Source organism: Microbispora amethystogenes (assembly GCF_016863015.1).
GTDB classification, from domain to species: Bacteria; Actinomycetota; Actinomycetes; order Streptosporangiales; family Streptosporangiaceae; genus Microbispora; species Microbispora amethystogenes.
On record NZ_BOOB01000015.1, the window covers coordinates 72,442 to 91,541 of the forward strand.

At 72.0% G+C, this 19,100-nt stretch carries 17 protein-coding genes; 14 read left to right on the plus strand and 3 right to left on the minus strand.

All coding sequences use genetic code 11. The features are described from left to right. Positions 1-25: 25 nt before the first annotated feature. Positions 26-1,315, minus strand: a complete 1,290-nt coding sequence (locus Mam01_RS11395) for an L-fuconate dehydratase (RefSeq protein WP_204285339.1) — start codon at positions 1,313-1,315, stop codon at positions 26-28. 168 nt (positions 1,316-1,483) lie between these two features. Here Mam01_RS11395 and Mam01_RS11400 point away from each other — a divergent pair, with 168 nt between their 5' ends. The 12 genes from Mam01_RS11400 to Mam01_RS11455 all read left to right on the plus strand — a co-directional run bounded on the left by Mam01_RS11400 (position 1,484) and on the right by Mam01_RS11455 (position 13,775). After that, positions 1,484-2,332, plus strand: coding sequence for a fumarylacetoacetate hydrolase family protein (locus tag Mam01_RS11400; RefSeq protein ID WP_150931896.1), 849 nt, complete (start codon positions 1,484-1,486; stop codon positions 2,330-2,332). Continuing rightward, positions 2,329-3,087: an SDR family NAD(P)-dependent oxidoreductase gene (locus tag Mam01_RS11405; protein WP_204285340.1), complete on the plus strand. Its 759-nt coding sequence runs from the start codon at positions 2,329-2,331 to the stop codon at positions 3,085-3,087. Before Mam01_RS11400 ends, Mam01_RS11405 begins: the two co-directional genes overlap by 4 nt. After that, complete coding sequence (locus Mam01_RS11410) at positions 3,084-4,007, plus strand: aldo/keto reductase (protein ID WP_150931892.1); 924 nt, start codon at positions 3,084-3,086, stop codon at positions 4,005-4,007. The genes Mam01_RS11405 and Mam01_RS11410 overlap by 4 nt, the downstream gene beginning before the upstream one ends. Further along, a complete protein-coding gene (gene larA / locus Mam01_RS11415; protein WP_204285341.1) occupies positions 3,997-5,253 on the plus strand; it encodes a nickel-dependent lactate racemase in 1,257 nt (418 codons plus the stop codon). The genes Mam01_RS11410 and larA overlap by 11 nt, the downstream gene beginning before the upstream one ends. Positions 5,254-5,255: 2 nt before the next feature. After that, positions 5,256-5,678, plus strand: a complete 423-nt coding sequence (locus tag Mam01_RS11420) for an RbsD/FucU family protein (RefSeq protein WP_204285342.1) — start codon at positions 5,256-5,258, stop codon at positions 5,676-5,678. Positions 5,679-5,694: 16 nt separating this feature from the next. Then, positions 5,695-6,378, plus strand: a complete 684-nt coding sequence (gene larB, locus Mam01_RS11425; protein WP_204285343.1) for a nickel pincer cofactor biosynthesis protein LarB — start codon at positions 5,695-5,697, stop codon at positions 6,376-6,378. Further along, positions 6,378-7,511 (plus strand): nickel pincer cofactor biosynthesis protein LarC, encoded by a 1,134-nt coding sequence (gene larC, locus Mam01_RS11430; RefSeq protein WP_204285344.1) that lies wholly within the window; start codon positions 6,378-6,380, stop codon positions 7,509-7,511. The genes larB and larC overlap by 1 nt, the downstream gene beginning before the upstream one ends. Continuing rightward, the gene (locus Mam01_RS11435; RefSeq protein WP_239101227.1) at positions 7,508-8,443 is read left to right on the plus strand and encodes an amidohydrolase family protein; all 936 of its coding nucleotides are present in this window, start codon (positions 7,508-7,510) and stop codon (positions 8,441-8,443) included. The genes larC and Mam01_RS11435 overlap by 4 nt, the downstream gene beginning before the upstream one ends. Before the next feature lie 724 nt (positions 8,444-9,167). Next, entirely contained in the window at positions 9,168-10,292 is a 1,125-nt protein-coding gene (locus tag Mam01_RS11440) for a sugar ABC transporter substrate-binding protein (protein ID WP_150931879.1), read from the plus strand. A gap of 177 nt (positions 10,293-10,469) precedes the next feature. After that, positions 10,470-11,246, plus strand: a complete 777-nt coding sequence (locus tag Mam01_RS11445; protein ID WP_150931877.1) for an ATP-binding cassette domain-containing protein — start codon at positions 10,470-10,472, stop codon at positions 11,244-11,246. Beyond that, positions 11,243-12,484, plus strand: a complete 1,242-nt coding sequence (locus Mam01_RS11450) for a sugar ABC transporter permease (protein ID WP_150931875.1) — start codon at positions 11,243-11,245, stop codon at positions 12,482-12,484. Before Mam01_RS11445 ends, Mam01_RS11450 begins: the two co-directional genes overlap by 4 nt. Positions 12,485-12,569: 85 nt before the next feature. Beyond that, positions 12,570-13,775: an ROK family transcriptional regulator gene (locus tag Mam01_RS11455; RefSeq protein WP_150932605.1), complete on the plus strand. Its 1,206-nt coding sequence runs from the start codon at positions 12,570-12,572 to the stop codon at positions 13,773-13,775. A 23-nt stretch (positions 13,776-13,798) separates the two neighbouring features. Here Mam01_RS11455 and Mam01_RS11460 read toward each other — a convergent pair whose 3' ends face one another. Further along, complete coding sequence (locus Mam01_RS11460; protein ID WP_204285345.1) at positions 13,799-14,605, minus strand: neutral zinc metallopeptidase; 807 nt, start codon at positions 14,603-14,605, stop codon at positions 13,799-13,801. A gap of 237 nt (positions 14,606-14,842) precedes the next feature. On the opposite strand from Mam01_RS11460, the gene dxs reads away from it, so the two are divergent. Both dxs and Mam01_RS11470 read left to right on the plus strand, forming a co-directional pair. After that, entirely contained in the window at positions 14,843-16,756 is a 1,914-nt protein-coding gene (gene dxs, locus Mam01_RS11465; protein ID WP_204285346.1) for a 1-deoxy-D-xylulose-5-phosphate synthase, read from the plus strand. A 63-nt stretch (positions 16,757-16,819) separates the two neighbouring features. Continuing rightward, positions 16,820-18,307 carry an amino acid permease gene (locus Mam01_RS11470; protein WP_275408948.1) on the plus strand — a complete coding sequence of 496 codons (1,488 nt, stop codon included), beginning with the start codon at positions 16,820-16,822 and terminating at the stop codon, positions 18,305-18,307. Here Mam01_RS11470 and Mam01_RS11475 read toward each other — a convergent pair. Further along, on the minus strand, positions 18,270-18,893 hold the full coding sequence (locus Mam01_RS11475) for a LysE family translocator (protein ID WP_204285347.1): 624 nt from the start codon (positions 18,891-18,893) through the stop codon (positions 18,270-18,272). The genes Mam01_RS11470 and Mam01_RS11475 overlap by 38 nt on opposite strands. Positions 18,894-19,100 lie beyond the last annotated feature (207 nt).

Below are 19,100 nucleotides of genomic sequence, written 5' to 3' on the forward strand. Positions count from 1 at the left end.
GCCAGCCTTCGTGCCGGACTCCACGTCAGCCTCCCCAGCGGTGCCCGTCAGGGTAGCGGTAGCCGGCGACGGACTCGTCGTGCATGCGGGCGTTGTAGCCGGGCGCGTCGGGCAGCCGGTAACGGCCCCGGTCGATGTGGACCGGGTCGACGAAGTGCTCGTGCAGGTGGTCGACGTACTCCAGGACGCGCCCCTCCAGGCTGCCGCTCACGCAGACGTAGTCGACGACCGACATGTGCTGGACCAGCTCGCACAGGCCCACCCCGCCCGCGTGCGGGCAGACGGGCACACCGAACTTGGCCGCCATCAGCAGGATCGGCACGATCTCGTTGACCGAGGCGAGCCGGCACGAGTCGATCTGGCAGAAGTCGATCGCCCCGGCCTGCAGGAGCTGCTTGAACATGACCCGGTTGTGCGCGTGCTCCCCGGTGGCCACGCCGACGGGCGCGATCGCCTTGCGGATGGCCGCGTGGCCGAGCACGTCGTCGGGGCTGGTCGGCTCCTCGATCCAGAGCGGCTCGTACGGCGCCAGCCGGTTCACCCACTCGATGGCCTGGGGCACGTCCCACACCTGGTTGGCGTCGATCATGAGGGTCAGGTCGCCGATCTCCTCGCGGGCGATCGCGAGGCGGCGTACGTCGTCCTCCAGGTTGGCGCCGACCTTGAGCTTGACGTGGGTCCAGCCGTCGGCGACCGCCTCGCGGCACAGGCGGCGCAGCTTGTCGTCGTCGTAGCCGAGCCAGCCCGGTGTGGTGGTGTAGCCGGGGTAGCCGTGCGCGGCGAGCTCGGCGATCCGCTCCTCGCGGGTCGGGGCGAGCCGGGCCAGCATCTCGACGGCCTCGTCCGGGGTCAGCACGTCGGACAGGTAGCGGAAGTCACAGGCCGCGACCAGCTCCTCGGGCGTCATGTCCGCCACGAACCGCCACAACGGCTTGCCGGCCCGGCGGGCGGCGAGGTCCCAGGCGGCGTTCAGCACGGCCGCCGCGGAGATGTGCACCACCCCCTTCTCCGGGCCCAGCCAGCGCATCTGGCTGTCGGACATGATCTGGCGGTAGAGACCGCCGAGGTTCCCGGCCAGCTCGTCGACGTCACACCCTTGGAGCCGTGCTCCGATCTGCCGGGCGGCGGTCACGCACAGGTCGTTGCCACGTCCGATGGTGAACGTCAGGCCGTACCCGGCGAGGTCGCTGTCCGTCTGCAACACGACGTACGCCGCGGAGTAGTCGCCGTCCGGGTTCATGGCGTCCGACCCGTCGAGCGTCGCGGAGGTCGGGAACCTGATGTCGATCACGTTCACCGAGGTGATCGTCGGCATGGGCGAACTCCAAATGATCCGATGAATGTGATTCGAACAGTATGGTCACGTCCACCTCAGGTCAAGTAAGTCGGCAAATATCCCAATCAACGGCTTTACTTCAACCCGATGAATCTGACAGGCTCGGCATCACACTTGCCCCTGTGAACCAGTCGGAGAAGACAGATCGTGAAGCTGTTGCGGGTGGGTCCGCCGGGTTCTGAGCGGCCCTGTGTCATGGGCCCCGGCGACCGGGTGCTGGACCTGTCGTCACTGACGACGGACATCGACGGCGCGTTCCTCGCGGGAGGAGGCGTCGACCGGGTGCGGACGGCCCTGGCGGAGGGCTCGCTGCCCGAGGCGGAGCCGTACGAGCGGATCGGAGCGCCGGTGGCGAGGCCGGGGAAGGTCGTCTGCATCGGCCTGAACTACTCCGACCACGCCGAGGAGACCGGAGCCGCCCTCCCGGCCGAGCCCGTGGTCTTCATGAAGGCGTCCAACACCGTCGTCGGGCCCGACGACGAGGTCCTGGTGCCGCGCCTGAGCGTGAAGACCGACTACGAGGTCGAGCTGGCCGTCGTCATCGGCGCCACCGCCCGCTACCTGTCCTCCCCGGAGGAGGCCGCCGGTGTGATCGCGGGGTACGCGATCTCCAACGACGTCTCCGAGCGGGAGTTCCAGAACGAGCGCGGCGGCCAGTGGGACAAGGGCAAGTCGTGTGAAACTTTCAACCCCCTCGGCCCCTGGCTGGTGACGCCCGACGAGGTCGGCGACCCCCAGGCGCTCGGCCTGCGGCTGTGGGTGAACGGCGAGCAGCGCCAGAACGGCGACACCAAGAACCAGATCTTCGGCGTGCACCACGTGATCTGGTACCTCAGCCAGTTCATGGTGCTGGACCCCGGCGACGTGGTGAACACCGGCACCCCCGCGGGCGTGGCGCTCGGCCGCGGACCGGAGGCCTACCTGCGCGCGGGCGACGTAGTAGAGGTGGAGGTCGACGGCCTCGGCCGGCAGCGCCAGCGGATGGGACAGGCATGAGCGAGACCGAGGGCGGCGCCGGCGGCGAGTTCGAGGGGCTGGTGGCGGTGGTCACCGGCGGCGCCTCGGGCATCGGCAGGGCGGTCGCCGAGGAGCTGACCGCGCGGGGCGCCCGGGTCGCGGTGCTCGACCTCAAGGACACCGAGTTCACGTGCGACGTGACCGACGACGCCTCCGTACGGCGGGCGGTCGCGGCGGTCGCCGAGCGGTACGGCCGGATCGACGTGCTGGTGAACAACGCGGGCATCGGCGCGGCGGGCACGGTCGCCGACAACGACGACGCCGAATGGCTGCGGGTGTTCGATCTCAACGTCGTCGGGATCGTCCGCGTCACCCGGGCGGCCCTGCCGCACCTGCGGGAGTCGCCGCACGCGGCGATCGTCAACACCTGCTCGATCGCCGCCACCGCGGGGCTGCCGCAGCGGGCGCTGTACTCCGCGTCCAAGGGGGCGGTGCTCGCGCTGACCCGCGCGATGGCGGCCGACCACATCCGCGAGGGCATCCGCGTCAACTGCGTGAACCCCGGCACCGTCGACACCCCCTGGGTCGGGCGGCTGCTGGACGCCGCCCCCGACCCGGCCGCCGAACGGGCCGCGCTGGCCGCCCGCCAGCCGCACGGCCGGCTGGTGTCGGCGCAGGAGGTCGCCCACGCCGTCGCGTACCTCGCCAGCCCAAGGGCGGGGTCGACCGCCGGGACCGAGCTGGCCGTGGATGGCGGCATGGCCGGCCTGCGACTGCGGCCGGTGGGCTCGTGAAGGTGTCCCTCGGGCCGTACGGGCTCGGCACCGCGCCGCTGGGCGGCCTGTTCGCGCAGGTGGACGAGGAGCAGGCCGAGCGGACGCTGGCCGCCGCGTGGGAGGCGGGCGTCCGCTACTTCGACACCGCGCCGCACTACGGCACCGGCCTCGCCGAGGAGCGCCTCGGGCGCTTCCTGCGCGGCCTGCCCGGTGGGGGCGCGGGGGAGGCGGTCGTCTCCACCAAGGTCGGCCGCGTCCTGGTGCCCGGTGAGGGCGAGGAGGACGGCTTCCCCGGCCGCACGCAGTACGTGCGGGTGCGGGACTACAGCCGCGACGGGGTGCTGCGCTCGCTGGAGGACAGCATGCGGCGCACCGGGCTCGGCCACTTCGGCATGGTGTTCATCCACGACCCCGACGAGCACTGGGAGCAGGCCGCGGGGGAGGCGTTCCCGGCCCTGGCCGAGCTGCGCGACCAGGGCGTCGTCGGCGCGATCGGCGCCGGGATGAACCAGACCGCGATGCTGACCCGGTTCGTCCGGGAGACCGGCGTCGACGCGGTCCTCGTGGCCGGGCGCTACACCCTGCTCGACCGGTCGGCGGAGGAGGAGCTGCTGCCCGAGTGCGCGCGGCGCGGCGTCTCCGTCGTCGTGGGCGGGGTGTTCAACAGCGGCGTCCTGGCCGGCGGCGGCACCTACGACTACGCCGCCGCCCCGCCCGAGGTGCTCGACCGGGCGCGCGAGATGGCCCGCGTCTGCGCGTCGTACGGCGTGCCGCTCCCGGCGGCGGCGCTGCGGTTCCCGCACCGGCATCCGGCCGTGACCAACGTCCTGATCGGCGCGCGCACCGCGGAGGAGATCACCGAGGACCTGGAGCTGGCGGCGGCGGACATCCCCGACGCGCTCTGGGACGATCTCGAAGGCCTGGGCCATGCGGGTTGACCTCGCCTACGGCGCCGACGGCCTGACCGTCGACCTTCCCGGGGACCGGACCACCGTGATCACGCCGGTGGCCCGGCCGGCCGTCCCGGACGAGGCCGCCGAGCTGCGGCGGGCCCTGCGGGAGCCCGTCGCGGGACCACCGCTGCGCGAGCGGGTGCGCCCCGGCCAGACGGTGGCGATCTCCGCCTGCGACGGGACCCGGCCCCAGCCCAGGCACCTGATGATCCCCGCGATCCTGGACGAGCTGGACGGCATCGTCGACCTCGGCGACGTGGTGATCCTGGTCGCCACCGGCACGCACCGCGGCAACACCCCCGAGGAACTGCGCGCGATGTTCGGCGACGAGGTCGTGGACGCCGTACGGATCGTCAACCACGACGCGCGCGACGCGTCGTCGCTGCGGTGGATGGGGCGGCACGGCAAGGACGTGCCGGTCTGGCTGAACCGCGAGTGGACCGACGCCGACGTGCGGATCACGACGGGGTTCGTGGAGCCGCACTTCTTCGCCGGGTTCTCCGGCGGCGCCAAGCTGGTCGCGCCGGGCCTCGCCGCCCTGGAGACCGTGCTCACCCTGCACGACGCGGCCCGCATCGGCGACCCCCGGGCGACGTGGGGGGTCATCGAGGGCAACCCCGTCCACGACGACGTCCGCGCGATCGCCGCGGCGACCGGCGTCACCTTCGCGCTCGACGTCGTGCTGAACCGGGAGCAGAAGATCGTCCGGGCGTTCGGCGGCGACCTCGCGCCGATGCACGCCGCCGCCACGGCCGCGGCCCGCGCCGCCGCGATGCGGCCGGTCGCCGAGCCGTTCGACGTGGTGGTCACCACCAACGCCGGTTTCCCGCTGGACCAGAACCTCTACCAGTCGGTGAAGGGCATGAGCGCCGCCGCCCAGGTCGTCCGGCCCGGCGGGACGATCATCTGCGCGGCCGAGTGCCGGGACGGGTTCCCCGACCACGGCTCCTACCGCGAGGTGCTCACCTCGGCGGCCTCGCCCGACGCTCTGTTCGAGGAGATCTCCCGCCGCACCGAGACCATCCCCGACCAGTGGCAGGTGCAGATCCAGGCGCGCATCCAGCGGCGGGCCCGGGTGATCATGCACACGGACTTCCTCGGCGACGCCGACCTGGCCGCCGCCCACCTGGAGCGGACCGAGGACGTCGGCGCCACCGTGCGCGCCCTGCCGGGGCGGGTGTGCGTGCTGCCGGAAGGGCCGATGACCATCCCCTACCTCGCGGGAGAGTGAGCGTGCTCCGCTATCCCCTGATCCACCCGCCGCTGCTGGCCGCCCTCGCGGCGACCGGGCACGGCTCGCGCGTGCTGCTCGCCGACGCGAACTACGCCCACGCCACCAACGTGCGGGCCGGCGCCCCGGTGATCCACCTCAACCTGCGCCCCGGGCTGGTCCGCGTGGACGACATCCTTGAACTCCTGGTGGACGCCGTACCGCTGGAGGCCGTGCACGCGATGCGGCCCGACGAGGGCGGCGAGCCCGGCGTGTGGGCCCGCTACCGCGACCTGCTCGGCCCGGGCCTGCCGCTCCAGGTCCTGCCCAGGTTCGGCTTCTACGAGGCCGCGAAGGAGCCCGACGTCGCGTTCGCGGTGGCGACCGGCGACGACCGGCTCTACGCCAACCTCCTGCTGACCGTCGGGTACGTCGTACCGGCATGAGCGAGGCGTACCAGGCATGAGTGAGGCGCTCGACCTCGGCTACGCCCGCGTGGACCTCGGCCGCGAGGCGCGGCAGGGGCTGCCCGAGATCGTGTACGGCCCCGGCAAGCGGGTGGGCGAGATCGCCGGGATCGTCACCGCGCTGCTCGCCCGGAACACCGGCCCGGTCCTGGTGACGCGGGTCGACCCCGGCCCGGCCGCCGAGGTGCGCGAACACGTCCCCGGCGGCGCGTACGACCCCGACGCCCGGCTGCTGGTCTGGCGGCCCGCGCCGCCGGTCGCGCACACCGTGGCCGTGGTCACGGCGGGCACGGCGGACGGCCCGGTCGCGGCCGAGGCGGCGGCCGTCGCGGCCGCGCTGGGCCTGCGGACCGTCCTGATCAGGGACGTCGGGGTGGCCGGGCTGCACCGGGTGCTCGCCGCGGCCGGCGACCTGCGCGCGGCCGACTGCGTGATCGTCGTCGCCGGCATGGAGGGCGCGCTCGCCAGCGTCGTCGGCGGGCTCGTCGAGACGCCGGTGATCGCGGTGCCCACCTCGACCGGGTACGGCGCCGCGCTGGAGGGCGTGACGGCCCTGCTGGCCATGCTCACCTCCTGCGCCGCCGGGCTGACCGTGGTGAACATCGACTCCGGCTTCGGCGCCGCCCTCGCCGCGTACCGGCTGACCAGGAGGGCGTCCCCGGCGGGCGAGGAGGCCTGATGCTCTGCTACCTGAACCCGTTCACCGGGCTCGCGGGCGACATGCTGCTCGGCGCGCTGCTCGACGCCGGCGCCTCGCTCGACGCCGTACGGCGGGCGGTCGCCGCGACCGGCCTGACCGGCTGGCGGCTCGACGCCGAGCGGGTGCGCACCGGCGCGCTGACCGCCACCCGGGCGCTGGTGACGGTGGACGACGACGCCACCGAGCGCCGCGCCGCCGAACTGCTCGCGATGGCGGCCCGCGCCGGGCTGCCGGTCGCAGAGGCCGCGCTGACCGCGATCGCCGAGGCCGAGGCGGCGCTGCACGGCGAGCCGGTCGCCGAGGTGCACCTGCACGAGCTCGGCGGGCACGACACGCTGGTCGACATCGTCGGCTGCGCGGCGGCGCTGCGCGACCTCGGCGTGACGCGCGTGCACTGCGCGCCGCTGCCCCTGGGCGCCGGAGTCGTCCACACGCGGCACGGCGTGCTGCCCGTCCCGGCCCCCGCCACGCTCGCCCTGCTGAAGGGGGCGCGGGTGCGGGGCGGGGAGGCGGGGGAGGCGGTCACCCCGACCGGAGCGGCCCTGCTGGGCGCCGCGGGCACGACGTACGGCCCGGCTCCGGAGATGGTGCTGCGCTCCACCGGGTACGGCGCGGGCGGGCGCGTGCTGCCCGACCGGCCCAACGTCACCGTCGCCATGGTCGGTGAGCCCGTGGCCGAGCCGGAACCGGTGACGGGGCCCGGCCGCCAGGTCGTCCTGTCGACGAACCTCGACGACGTGACGGGCGAGGTGCTCGGGCACGTCGTCGAGCGCGCCCTGGCGGCGGGCGCGGCCGACGCGTGGGTCACCCCCGCCGTGATGAAGAAGGGCCGCCCCGCGCACGTCCTGCACGTGCTCACGCCCCCCGAGCTGGCCGGCGAGCTGCAGCACCTGGTCCTCGCCGAGACGGGCAGCCTGGGCCTGCGGCGCAGCGTGGTCGAGAAGGTCGCACTGCCCCGGCACTTCGAGACCGTGCGCCTGCACGGCCGGGACGTGCGGATGAAGCACGGGCCGTGGGGGGTCAAGCCCGAGTACGACGATCTCGCCGCGCTGGCCGAGGCCACCGGCAAACCACTGAGGGAACTGGCACGAGAGGCCTACGACGCACTGTGACCGCTTCTGAGATAGCTCCTGAGACCGCTCCTGAGCCCGCCGCGGCGGCCGTTCCCGCCACCGCTGCCGGGACGTCCGCCGCCCGGATCGACGCCCACCACCACCTGTGGGACCTGTCCCGGCGCCCGCAGACGTGGCTGGAGCCCCCGCGGATGGCTCCGATCCACCGCGACTTCACCGTCGCCGACTACGCGGCGGCCGCGGACGGGGCGGGCGTCGGCCGGTCCGTCCTCGTCCAGGTCCTGCCCGACGCCGACGAGACGCGCGAGTTCCTCGCGCTGGCGGTGGCATCGCGGACCGTCGCCGGGGTGGTGGGATGGGCCGACCTGACCCGGCCCGATCTCGCCGCCGAGCTCGCCGACCTGGCCGCCTCGCCCGGCGGCGGCCTGCTGCGCGGGATCCGCCACCTGGTGCAGGGCGAGGCCGATCCGCGCTGGCTCGCCAGGGACGACGTGCGCGCGGGACTGCGGGAGGTGGCGGCGGCCGGGCTCGTCTACGACCTGCTCGTCGTGCCGCACCAGCTGCCCGCCGCGATCGAGACCGTGCGCGCCCTCCCGGAGCTGAGCTTCGTCCTGGACCACCTGGCGAAACCACCGGTCGCGACCGGAGAGATCGAGCCCTGGGCGGGGCTCGTCCGCGAGCTCGCCGCCGAGCCCAACGTGACGGCCAAGCTCTCCGGCCTCATCACCGAGGCGGTCTGGGACGACTGGGACGCCGCCGCCCTGCGGCCGTACGTCGACGTGGCGCTCGACGCCTTCGGCCCCGGCCGCCTGATGTTCGGCTCCGACTGGCCGGTCTGCCTCCTCGCCGGCTCCCTTTCCCGCTGGTCCGAGACCGTCTCGGCGCTGCTCGCGGACGCCGGGCTGCCGGACGCCGAGCGCGAGGCCGTCTTCCGGGGTACGGCGACTCGGGTCTACGGCTTGAAGGACTGAGCGACAGAGCCTATACATCCCATGATAGATGTGTATGACACATCGGAGGGGTGAGGTAAGCCTCGGGCACACATGTGCCCAGAAGGTGGGAGATGTACGTTTCACGGCTCTCGCGGCCGTGTCCACGGGCCCGCCGGGACCTCCGGCCCGGCGGGCCCGTGCTGTAGGGGCTCTCTGACGAGGGACGATGTCCGCCGCCGTGGTGCGCGCTCCCTCTGCCGGGCGTGGCGGCCACGCGCCGCGCGCCGCCGTCCCCGGTCCGCCGCAGTGCGGTCGCTTGACGGTGGAAACGGTGGTTCGTACTGTCCGCCTACCAGATACATCCCATGTCTCCGGCAGGCACTCCTCGGCGGCGGCCCCGCCACCACCCCGAAGGTTCTCGGGAGCCGCACCATCGGCATCCGCTGACACCGGCGCGCGCCGGACCGGCGCCCGTCCACCCGGCCTCGGCCGGGCGGACGGGCGCCTTCATGTGTTGATCCCACGTTTCTTGATTGTTACCGCGGGCAACAAACGTTACCGTCCTGTGTCTTTCACCACCTGGGCTTTGGGCTTACGTTGTCTCAAACAACATTCCCTGGAGCGGTGAACGCCGTGACCCGGCCACTGCCGTACCGGGTGGCCGGAGCGCCTCGACCCCGAAGGATCTGCGAAGACGTCGGGACGGCGCGGGCTCGGCCGCACCCCCTCATAGACCCCCAGTCAGAGAAAGGACCCACGCATCATGCGCAAGGGGATCCTCAGCATCGGCGCCGCCGCCGCGGCGCTCACCCTCGGTCTCACCGCCTGCGGGGGCGAGAGCGGTGACACCTCCGCCGATAGCGGCTCCAGCGCCGCGCCCTCCGCTGCGGGCGACGCCAAGGCCGGCAAGATCGGCGTCATCCTCCCGGACAGCAAGTCCTCCGCCCGGTGGGAGACCGCCGACCGCAAGTACCTGGAGGAGGCCTTCAAGACGGCGGGTGTCCAGTACGACATCCAGAACGCGCAGGGCGACAAGTCCGCCTTCCAGACGATCGCCGACCAGATGATCACCAACGGCGCGACCGTCCTGATGATCGTCAACCTCGACAGCGGCACCGGCAAGGCCGTGCTCGACAAGGCCAAGTCGCAGGGCGTCGCCACGATCGACTACGACCGCCTTACGCTGGGCGGCAGCGCGGCCTATTACGTGTCGTTCGACAACAACAAGGTCGGCCAGCTGCAGGGCGAGGGCCTGGTCAAGTGCCTGACCGACAAGAAGGCCGACAAGCCGATCATCGCGGAGCTGAACGGCTCGCCGACCGACAACAACGCCACGCTGTTCAAGGAGGGCTACGACAGCGTCCTCAAGCCGAAGTACGACTCGGGCGACTACAAGAAGGGCCCGGACCAGTCGGTTCCGGACTGGGACAACACCCAGGCCGGCACGATCTTCGAGCAGATGCTGACCCAGGAGCCGAAGATCGCGGGTGTCCTCTCCGCCAACGACGGTCTCGGCAACGCCGCGATCTCGGTGCTGAAGAAGCAGAACCTGAACGGCAAGGTCCCGGTCACCGGCCAGGACGCGACCGTGCAGGGCCTGCAGAACATCCTCGCCGGCGACCAGTGCATGACGGTCTACAAGGCCATCAAGAAGGAGGCCGACGCCGCCTCCCAGCTGGCCATCGGCCTCGCCAAGGGTGAGCAGCCCTCGGTGAGCGGCTCCGTCAAGGACCCGGAGGGCAACCGGGACGTGCCGTCGGTGCTGCTGGACCCGCAGGCCATCTACTTCGACAACGTCAAGGACGTCGTCAACGACGGCTTCGTGACCAAGGACGAGCTGTGCACCGGCGAGTTCGCCGACAAGTGCAAAGAGGCCGGCATCAGCTAATCGACCCCACCCACCGGGTGCGTACGGCGACGCGAACCCCTGAGGGGTGACCAGCTGAGCCGCGACGAGCACCGTGCGGGGCGCCCCACCCCGGGGCGCCCCGCACCGCCCGGAGCGACGAGAGGCGGCCCGGAGGACGGCGCCGTGACGGCCCATCGATCTACGGAGTAGCCCATCGTGTCCCAGGGACCGATCCTGGAACTGCGCGGCATCAACAAGAGCTTCGGCCCCGTGCAGGTCCTTCACGACGTCGCCTTCTCGGTCCATCCGGGAGAGGTGACCGCACTGGTCGGCGACAACGGCGCCGGCAAGTCAACGCTGGTCAAGTGCATCGGCGGAATCCACCCGATCGATTCGGGCGAGTACCTCTTCGAGGGCGAGCGGGTCCACGTGAGCGGGCCCAGGGACGCCGCGGAGCTCGGTGTCGAGATCGTCTACCAGGACCTCGCGCTCTGCGACAACCTCGACATCGTGCAGAACATGTTCCTGGGCCGCGAGCGCAAGAGCGGGCTGGTCCTGGACGAGGACACGATGGAGGAGATGGCGGCCAAGACCCTGGCCGGGCTCTCCGTACGGACCGTGAAGTCGCTGCGCCAGCACGTCTCCAGCCTCTCCGGCGGCCAGCGGCAGACGGTGGCGATCGCCAAGGCCGTGCTGTGGAACAGCAAGGTCGTCATCCTCGACGAGCCGACCGCCGCCCTCGGCGTGGCGCAGACCGCCCAGGTGCTGGAGCTGGTCCGCCGCCTGGCCGACAGGGGCCTCGCGGTGGTGCTCATCTCGCACAACATGAACGACGTCTTCGCCGTGTCCGACCGGATCGCGGCGCTCTACCTGGGACGGATGGCGGCCCAGGTGAAGGCCTCCGAGGTCACCCACTCGCAGGTCGTGGAACTCATCACCTCCGGGCGCAGCGGGGAGCTCGGCATCGGGAACGGCATCGGAGCGGCATCATGACAACCGAAACGCTCCCCAAGCAGGAGAACGCCGACTCCGCGATCGGCTCGCACGTCAAGGGCTATATCGAGCGGGTGCGCGGCGGTGAGCTGGGCGCGCTCCCCGCCGTCTTCGGTCTCATCATCCTGTGCGTGGTCTTCGCGGTCCTGCGGCCGTCGTTCCTGTCCGCGCTGAACTTCGCCAACCTGTTCACCCAGGGCGCGGCGGTCGCCGTCATCGCCATGGGCCTGATCTTCGTGCTGCTCCTCGGCGAGATCGACCTGTCCGCGGGCTTCGCGAGCGGCGTCTGCGCGGCGGTGCTCGCCGTGCTGCTGACCTTCCAGGGCTGGCCCTGGTACCTCGCGGTCCTCACCGCGATGGTCACCGGCGCGGTCATCGGCCTGGTCCTCGGGTCGCTGGTGGCCAAGCTCGGCATCCCGTCCTTCGTGGTCACCCTGGCCGCGTTCCTCGCCTTCCAGGGCGTCGTGCTGCTGCTGGTGAAGAACGGCACCAACATCTCGATCCGCGACGAGACCGTCCTCGCGATCGCCAACAAGAACGTGCCGCCGGCCGCCGGCTGGATCGCCACCGCCGTGGGCGTCGCCGCCTACGCCGCCCTCCAGCTCGTGCAGGCGCGCCGCCGGGCCGCGCGCGGCCTGGTCGCCGCGCCCATGGCGGTGATCGCCGCCCGCGTCGCGGCGCTCGCCGTCATCGCGGGCGCCGCGGTGTACATGCTCAACCTGGAGCGCAGCCGCACGGCCATCGTGTCGCTCAAGGGCGTGCCGATCGTCGTGCCGCTGATCGTGATCCTGCTGATCATCTGGACCTTCGTGCTGCGGCGCACGGCGTACGGCCGGCACATCTACGCCGTCGGCGGCAACGCCGAGGCCGCCCGCCGGGCCGGCATCAACGTCGACCGCATCCGCATCTCCGCCTTCGTCATCTGCTCCTTCATGGCGTCGATCGGCGGCATCATCGCGGCGTCCCGGGCCAACTCGGTCGACCCCAACACGGGCGGCAGCAACGTGCTGCTGTTCGCGGTGGGCGCGGCCGTCATCGGCGGCACCAGCCTCTTCGGCGGCAAGGGCCGGGCGCTCGACGCGGTGCTCGGCGGCGCGGTGGTCGCGGTCATCGAGAACGGCATGGGCCTCATGGGCTACAGCGCCGGCGTCAAGTTCGTCGTGACCGGCTCGGTCCTCCTGCTCGCCGCGGGCGTGGACGCGCTGTCACGCAAGCGCTCGGCGGCGACCGGCCGCTGACAGGGCGGGCTCCGCTCTCCGATCCATCCCCAGAGGCCCTCCGGCCTCTGCCCACCCCCCACGGAAGTCCGAGGCTGTTCCGATGATGCGCGCAGGTCCCTCACAGGAGGAGATCCGCAAGCACAACCTCGGGACGCTGCTGCGGCACGTCCACGTGGGAGGGCCGACCTCGCGGGCCGAGCTGACCTCGCTGATGGGGCTCAACCGCAGCACCATCATGGCGCTGACGGCCGATCTCACGGCGGCCGGGCTCGTCCGGGAGGAGCTGCCCAGGGACACCGGAAGGGCGGGGCGGCCGTCGCTGGTCGTCCGGCCGGAGACCGCCCGCGTCTACGTGCTCGCCTTCGACGTGGGCGTGGACCGGCTGGCCGCCGCCCGCATCGGCCTCGGCGGCGTGGTCCTCGACCGGCGGGAGACCAGGCGGGAGCGCGGGCCGTTCGACCTGGCGCAGGTCGCGGGCACCCTGGCGGGCTTCGCCCGGCAGATGCGGCGCAGAACGCGGGAGGACACGATCTGCGTCGGCGCGGCGGCGGGCGTCTCCGGCGTGGTCCGCCGTTCCGACGGAGTGGTCAGGCTCGGGCCGAACATCGGCGCGGTGGAGACACCGCTGCGCGAGGAGCTGACCCGGCGCCTCGCGCTCGGCATGCCGGTGGCGGTGGGCAACGAGGCGAACCTCGGCGCGCTCGCCGAGCACACCCGCGGGATCGGGATCGGCTGCCGGGACCTCGTCTACCTGCACGGCGACGTGGGCATCGGCGGCGGCATCATCGTGAACGGCCAGCTTCTCGGCGGGCACGGCGGCTATGGCGGCGAGGTGGGCCACATGGTGGTCAACCCCGACGGCCGCCGGTGCGGCTGCGGCTCCCGCGGCTGCCTGGAGGCCGAGGTGGGGGAGCCCGCCCTGATGGAGCACGCCGGCCGGTACGGCGAGATGATCGGCAGAGACGCGGTCCGGGCCGTGGTCGACGCGGCCGACCGGGGCGACGTGCGGGCCCAGGAGGCCCTCGCCCACGTGGGCGGCTGGCTCGGCATCGGCGTCGCCAACCTCGTGAACGTCTTCAACCCCGAGATGGTCGTCTTCGGCGGCATCCTCAGGGAGATCTACCTCGGCTCGGCGGCCCAGGTGCGCAGCCGGATCGCCACCGGGACGCTGTCGGCGGCGCGGGAGCGGCTGCGGCTGCGCACCACGGCGCTCGGCGACGACGCGACGCTGATGGGGGCCGCCGAACTGGCCTTCACGCAGGTGCTCGCCGACCCCCTTGAGGCGCTGTCCCGCCTCGGCCCCGCCTGAGGGACCTGTCGGGCGGGGAACTGTCAGGCGGTCGTGCGGGCGGGGGCGCTGAAGGTGTCGCACGCCTTCGGGCCGTTGCCGTACCAGCCACGCTTGAGCCAGTAGCGGATGCTCCGGGCCTTGCCGTGCGCGGCGTCGCCGGTGATCCAGTCGAGCTGCTCCTCGAAGTCGAACTCGTCACGGCCGAGGGAGTGCCACACGCTGCCGATGAAGGCGCCGGAGAAGCACTCGGCCTGGAGCTCGACGCGGCGGGTGAGGTCGTAGGCCCGCTTCTTGCTCACCGTGCGGTAGCGCCGGTAGACCTCCGGCAGGATGCCGGCGCGGTCCTGCGCGTAGTGGCCGTACTCGTGGGCGATGACCGTGAACAGGTTGAACTCGGTGGGGTCGGACAGCTGCGACTTGTACAGCAGGATCCACATGGTGTCGTTCTTGGGGCAGTACAGGCCCGCGGCGTAGCCCGCGGGGTACTTGCCGCAGCCCGTCGGCACGCTCTTGGTGATGTAGCGCACCTTCGGCGGGGAGAACCTCAGCCCGGCCTGCCGGAACTCCTCGGTCCACGACTTGTTGAGGCAGTCGAGCAGATGGTCGAGGTAGACCCGGTAGGTGTCCAGGTCGTCGGGGCGGCGGGACAGCTCCGAGCACTCGGGGAAGTCGAACTCGCCCGTCTTGTACAGGGGGTTGGCCGTCAGCGCGGCCTGGCCCATGGGCATGGGCCGGGCGGCCTTGCCCGGGGCGGCGCCCGCCGGGCCGGCGAGGGAGAGGACGGTGGCCGCCGCCGTGGCCGCAGTCGTGACAGTGACGGCGGCAGCGCGGAGGCTTATGCGAATCATGAGTGGGCATCCCCAGCGGACAGAGAAACAGGGTCACAGAAGGTGGCGAGGGGCTCGAACGCCTCAAAGCGGACTCCCTCGCAAGATCTTGAGAGTAGGGCAGGAGGCGGCGACGGGTAAAGCGGAATAGATGTCGTTACGGAGAAGGTCTGTGGAGGTTCAGTGCGACCCCTGGTAACACCCGGCCTCCGTCGAACTAGACTCGATCCGTTCGATGGCGAGCGGGAAGGATGCACGGTGGGGATTCTGGAGACGATCAAGGACCCGCTCGACGTGAAGCACCTCGAGGCAGGGCAGCTGCCCGCGCTGGCGGAGGAGATTCGCGACGTGCTGGTCTCCACGGTCGCGAAGACCGCCGGCCACCTCGGCCCCAACCTGGGGGTGGTCGAGCTGACCATCGCCCTGCATCGGGTCTTCGACTCGCCCCGCGACCCGATCCTGTTCGACACCGGCCACCAGTCGTACGTGCACAAGCTGCTGACCGGCCGGGCCGGGTCGTTCGGCACCCTGCGTCAGGAGGGCGGCCTGTCGGGGTATCCCAGCCGGGCCGAGTCCGAGCACGACTTCATCGAGAACTCCCACGCCTCCACCGTCCTGTCGTACGCCGACGGGCTCGCCAAGGCGTTCGTGCTGGGCGGCGAGACCGACCGCACGGTGGTGGCGCTGATCGGCGACGGCGCGCTGACCGGCGGGATGGCCTGGGAGGCGCTGAACAACATCGCCGGGCGCAGGGACCTGCCGCTGATCATCGTGGTCAACGACAACGGCCGCTCCTACTCGCCGACGATCGGCGGCCTCGCCTCGCACCTGTCGTCCCTGCGGATGACCCAGGGGTACGAGCACGTGCTGGAGCTCGTGAAGAACAACCTCGGCCGGGTCCCGGTGGTCGGCACGCCGCTGTACGACACGCTGCACGGCATGAAGAAGGGCCTGAAGGACATCCTGACCCCGCAGGCCATGTTCGAGGACCTCGGGCTGAAGTACGTCGGCCCGATCGACGGTCACGACGAGGGCGCCGTGGAGGCGGCCCTGCGCCGCGCCCGGGCCTTCCGCGGGCCCGTCATCGTGCATGTGCTCACCCGCAAGGGGAACGGCTACGCGCACGCGGAGAACCACGACGAGGACTGCTTCCACTCGCCGCAGCCGTTCGACGTCGAGACCGGCGAGGAGCGGCCCCGGCCGCACAGCTGGACCAACGTGTTCGGCGACGAGATGGTGAAGATCGGCGCGGAGCGGAAGGACGTCGTCGCGATCACCGCCGCGATGCTCCACCCCACCGGCCTGGCGGCGTTCGCCGAGGCGTACCCGGACCGGATCTACGACGTGGGCATCGCCGAGCAGCACGCCCTGACCAGCGCCGCCGGGCTCGCGTTCGGCGGGCTCCACCCGGTGGTCGCGGTCTACGCGACCTTCCTCAACCGGGCCTTCGACCAGCTTCTGATGGACGTGGCGCTGCACCGGCAGCCGGTCACGGTCGTGCTCGACCGGGCCGGGGTGACCGGCGACGACGGGCCGAGCCACAACGGCATGTGGGACCTGTCGATCCTCCAGGTCGTCCCCGGGCTGTCGGTGGCCGCCCCCCGCGACGGCGCGCGGCTGCGCGAGCTGCTCGCCGAGGCGGTCAGGGTCGAGGACGGCCCGACGGTGGTCCGCTTTCCCAAGGGCGCGCTGCCCGCCGACGTCGACGCGGTCGGCAAGCTCGGCGAGATGGACGTGCTGCGCGCCGGGGACGCCGACGTGCTGCTCGTCGCGGTCGGCCCGATGGCGGAGATCTGCCTGGAGGCCGCGACCCTGCTCGACGCGCAGGGCATCTCGGCCACGGTGGTCGACCCGCGCTGGGTGAAGCCGCTCGACAAGGCCCTCGTGCTCGCCGCCTCGGCGCACCGGCTGGTCGCGGTGGTGGAGGACAACGGCCGGGTCGGCGGGGTGGGCGACGCGGTCGCGCGCCTGCTGCGCGACGCCGACGTGGACGTGCCGGTGCGGACCTACGGCGTCCCCCAGCGGTTCCTCGACCACGCCAAGCGGGCCAAGATCCTCTCCGATGTCGGCCTGACCGGCCAGGACCTCGCCCGCCAGATCACCGAGGCCGTCGCGCGGCGCTCGCAGGTGATGGAGAGCCACCCGGCGCGGCTGGTACATCCAACTGACTGATCACAATGCGTAATACCGGTTCGACCGGGAAGTCTGCAGGTCATCGACGTGAGGAGCCTGCGGATGAACGTTTTCCGGACGAAACCGGTAGAACAGTCCATCGAGGATGCCGAAGGCGGCGAGCACCGGCTGAGGCGCACCCTGAGTGCCCTCGACCTGACGGTCTTCGGCGTCGGCGTCATCGTGGGCACCGGGATCTTCGTGCTGACCGGCGTCGCGGCGCGCAACACGGCCGGCCCGGCCGTCGCGATCTCCTTCGTAGTCGCCGGGGTCGTGTGCGCGCTCGCGGCCCTGTGCTACGCCGAGTTCGCCGCCACGGTCCCGGTCGCCGGATCGGCCTACACGTACGCGTACGCCACGATCGGCGAGTTCCCGGCCTGGATCATCGGCTGGGACCTGATGCTGGAGCTCGCGCTCGGCGCGGCGGTGGTCGCCTCGGGCTGGTCGGGCTACTTCGCCTCGCTGCTGAAGAACTTCGGCGTCGACCTGCCGCCGTCCCTCGCCGGTGACCACGCCGTCTTCAACATCCCGGCGGCCGTGATCGTGCTCCTGCTGACCGGGGTGCTGGTGGCCGGGATCAAGATGTCGATCAGGTTCAACGGCGCCATGGTGGCGATCAAGCTGGCCGTGGTGCTGCTCGTGATCATCGCCGGCCTCTTCTTCGTCAAGGCGGGCAACTACCAGCCGTTCGTCCCGCCGTCGCACCAGCTTCCTCCCGACGGCGGGTGGAAGGCGCCCCTCATCCAGGTGCTGTTCGGCGTGCAGCCGGTCGCCTACGGGGTCTTCGGCGTCTTCACCGCCGCGGCGCTGGTGTTCTTCGCCTACATCGGCTTCGACGTCGTGGCGACCGCCGCCGAGGAGACCCGGCGCCCGCAGCGCGACCTGCCGATCGGGATCATCGCCTCCCTCGTCGTCTGCACGATCCTCTACGTGGTGGTCTCGCTCGTGGTCGTCGGCATGCAGCACTACTCCGAGCTCAGCGAGTCGGCCCCGCTCGCCGACGCGTTCCGGTCGGTGGGCCAGCCCTGGGTGGCGACCCTGATCAGCGTGGGGGCCATCGCCGGGCTCACCACGGTCGTGATGACCCTCATGCTCGGCCAGAGCCGGGTGCTGTTCGCGATGTGCCGCGACAGCCTGCTGCCCCGCTCCCTCGCCCGGGTCCACCCGAGGTTCCGCACGCCGTACCGGATCACCGTCGTCATCGGCGTGGTGACCGCGCTGCTCTCGGCGCTGATCCCGCTCAGCGCGATCGCCGAGCTGGTGAACATCGGCACGCTGTTCGCGTTCGTGATCGTCGCGGTGGCGGTGGTGATCCTGCGCAGGACCCGTCCCGACCTGCCGCGCTCCTTCCGCACGCCGCTGGTGCCGCTGGTGCCGATCGTCTCGGTGCTGGCCTCGGCCTACCTGATGCTCAACCTGCCGGTGGAGACCTGGATCCGGTTCTTCGTCTGGATGGCCGTGGGCACGGTCGTCTACTTCCTGTACGGATACCGGCGGAGCCGGGTGGCGAATCCTAGGAGTAAGCCCGGGGAGCCAGCCCTCGGGCGATGAGCGCGACGCCGACGGCGGCCAGCAGCACGCCGCTCGCGCCGAGCAGCAGGCGGTAGCCGCGGGGGGTCAGCCGGTTCCTGCCGGCCCCCACGGCCCCCGCCAGCGCCACCTTGGACCCCACCAGGACCAGGTAGAAGGCCCCGGCGAAGCCCAGCGCGTACGCCGGGGCCCGGTCCCAGGCCGTGAGGAACACCGGTGAGCCCACCGCGATCCAGAACAGCCAGGGGTGCGGGTTGAGCAGGTTCACCACCACCCCGCGCAGGATCTCCCGCGCCGAGGACGGCGCGTCCTCGCCGGGCCGGGGCGGCAGCGCCGTACGGGCCTCGCGCAGCGTCTCCACGCCCAGATAGACCACGTAGAGGCCGCCGCACACCGACAGCACGCGCAGCAGCGCCTCCGGCAGCGCCCCGACGGCCGTCACGGCGAGCAGCACCACGGGCAGGTCCGAGAGCAGCGGCACGCAGGCCAGGCGCACGCCCGCGCGGAACCCGCCGCGCAAACTGGCCGTGATGACGAGCGTCAGCAGCGCCCCGGGCATGACACCCGCCCCCAGGCCCAGGCTGAGCCCCATCAGCAGTTCCGGCACCGCGACCTCCCGATTTGTCCGCACGAGAGGTTATCGCCGGTCGTCCGCCGAGAGGACGCGGCGAGGGTGATCCCCGCCTTCCCGCGCGGACCGCGGGCCGGTCCCGACCCCGCCGAGCCGGCGCGAACCCGGATCAACCCGGTGCCGGATTCGACCCGGTTCAATCCGGTTCATTCCGCGTGAACCGGCAGTGGATCCGCTCCTGAT

Bases quoted from the DNA above. Each gene is read 5' to 3' on its own strand.
- Mam01_RS11395 (WP_204285339.1), bottom strand. From the start codon at position 1,315: ATGCCGACGATCACCTCGGTGAACGTGATCGACATCAGGTTCCCGACC.
- Mam01_RS11405 (WP_204285340.1), top strand. From the start codon at position 2,329: ATGAGCGAGACCGAGGGCGGCGCCGGCGGCGAGTTCGAGGGGCTGGTG.
- larA (WP_204285341.1), top strand. From the start codon at position 3,997: ATGCGGGTTGACCTCGCCTACGGCGCCGACGGCCTGACCGTCGACCTT.
- larB (WP_204285343.1), top strand. From the start codon at position 5,695: ATGAGTGAGGCGCTCGACCTCGGCTACGCCCGCGTGGACCTCGGCCGC.
- larC (WP_204285344.1), top strand. From the start codon at position 6,378: ATGCTCTGCTACCTGAACCCGTTCACCGGGCTCGCGGGCGACATGCTG.
- Mam01_RS11440 (WP_150931879.1), top strand. From the start codon at position 9,168: ATGCGCAAGGGGATCCTCAGCATCGGCGCCGCCGCCGCGGCGCTCACC.
- Mam01_RS11450 (WP_150931875.1), top strand. From the start codon at position 11,243: ATGACAACCGAAACGCTCCCCAAGCAGGAGAACGCCGACTCCGCGATC.
- Mam01_RS11455 (WP_150932605.1), top strand. From the start codon at position 12,570: ATGCGCGCAGGTCCCTCACAGGAGGAGATCCGCAAGCACAACCTCGGG.
- Mam01_RS11460 (WP_204285345.1), bottom strand. From the start codon at position 14,605: ATGATTCGCATAAGCCTCCGCGCTGCCGCCGTCACTGTCACGACTGCG.
- Mam01_RS11470 (WP_275408948.1), top strand. From the start codon at position 16,820: ATGAACGTTTTCCGGACGAAACCGGTAGAACAGTCCATCGAGGATGCC.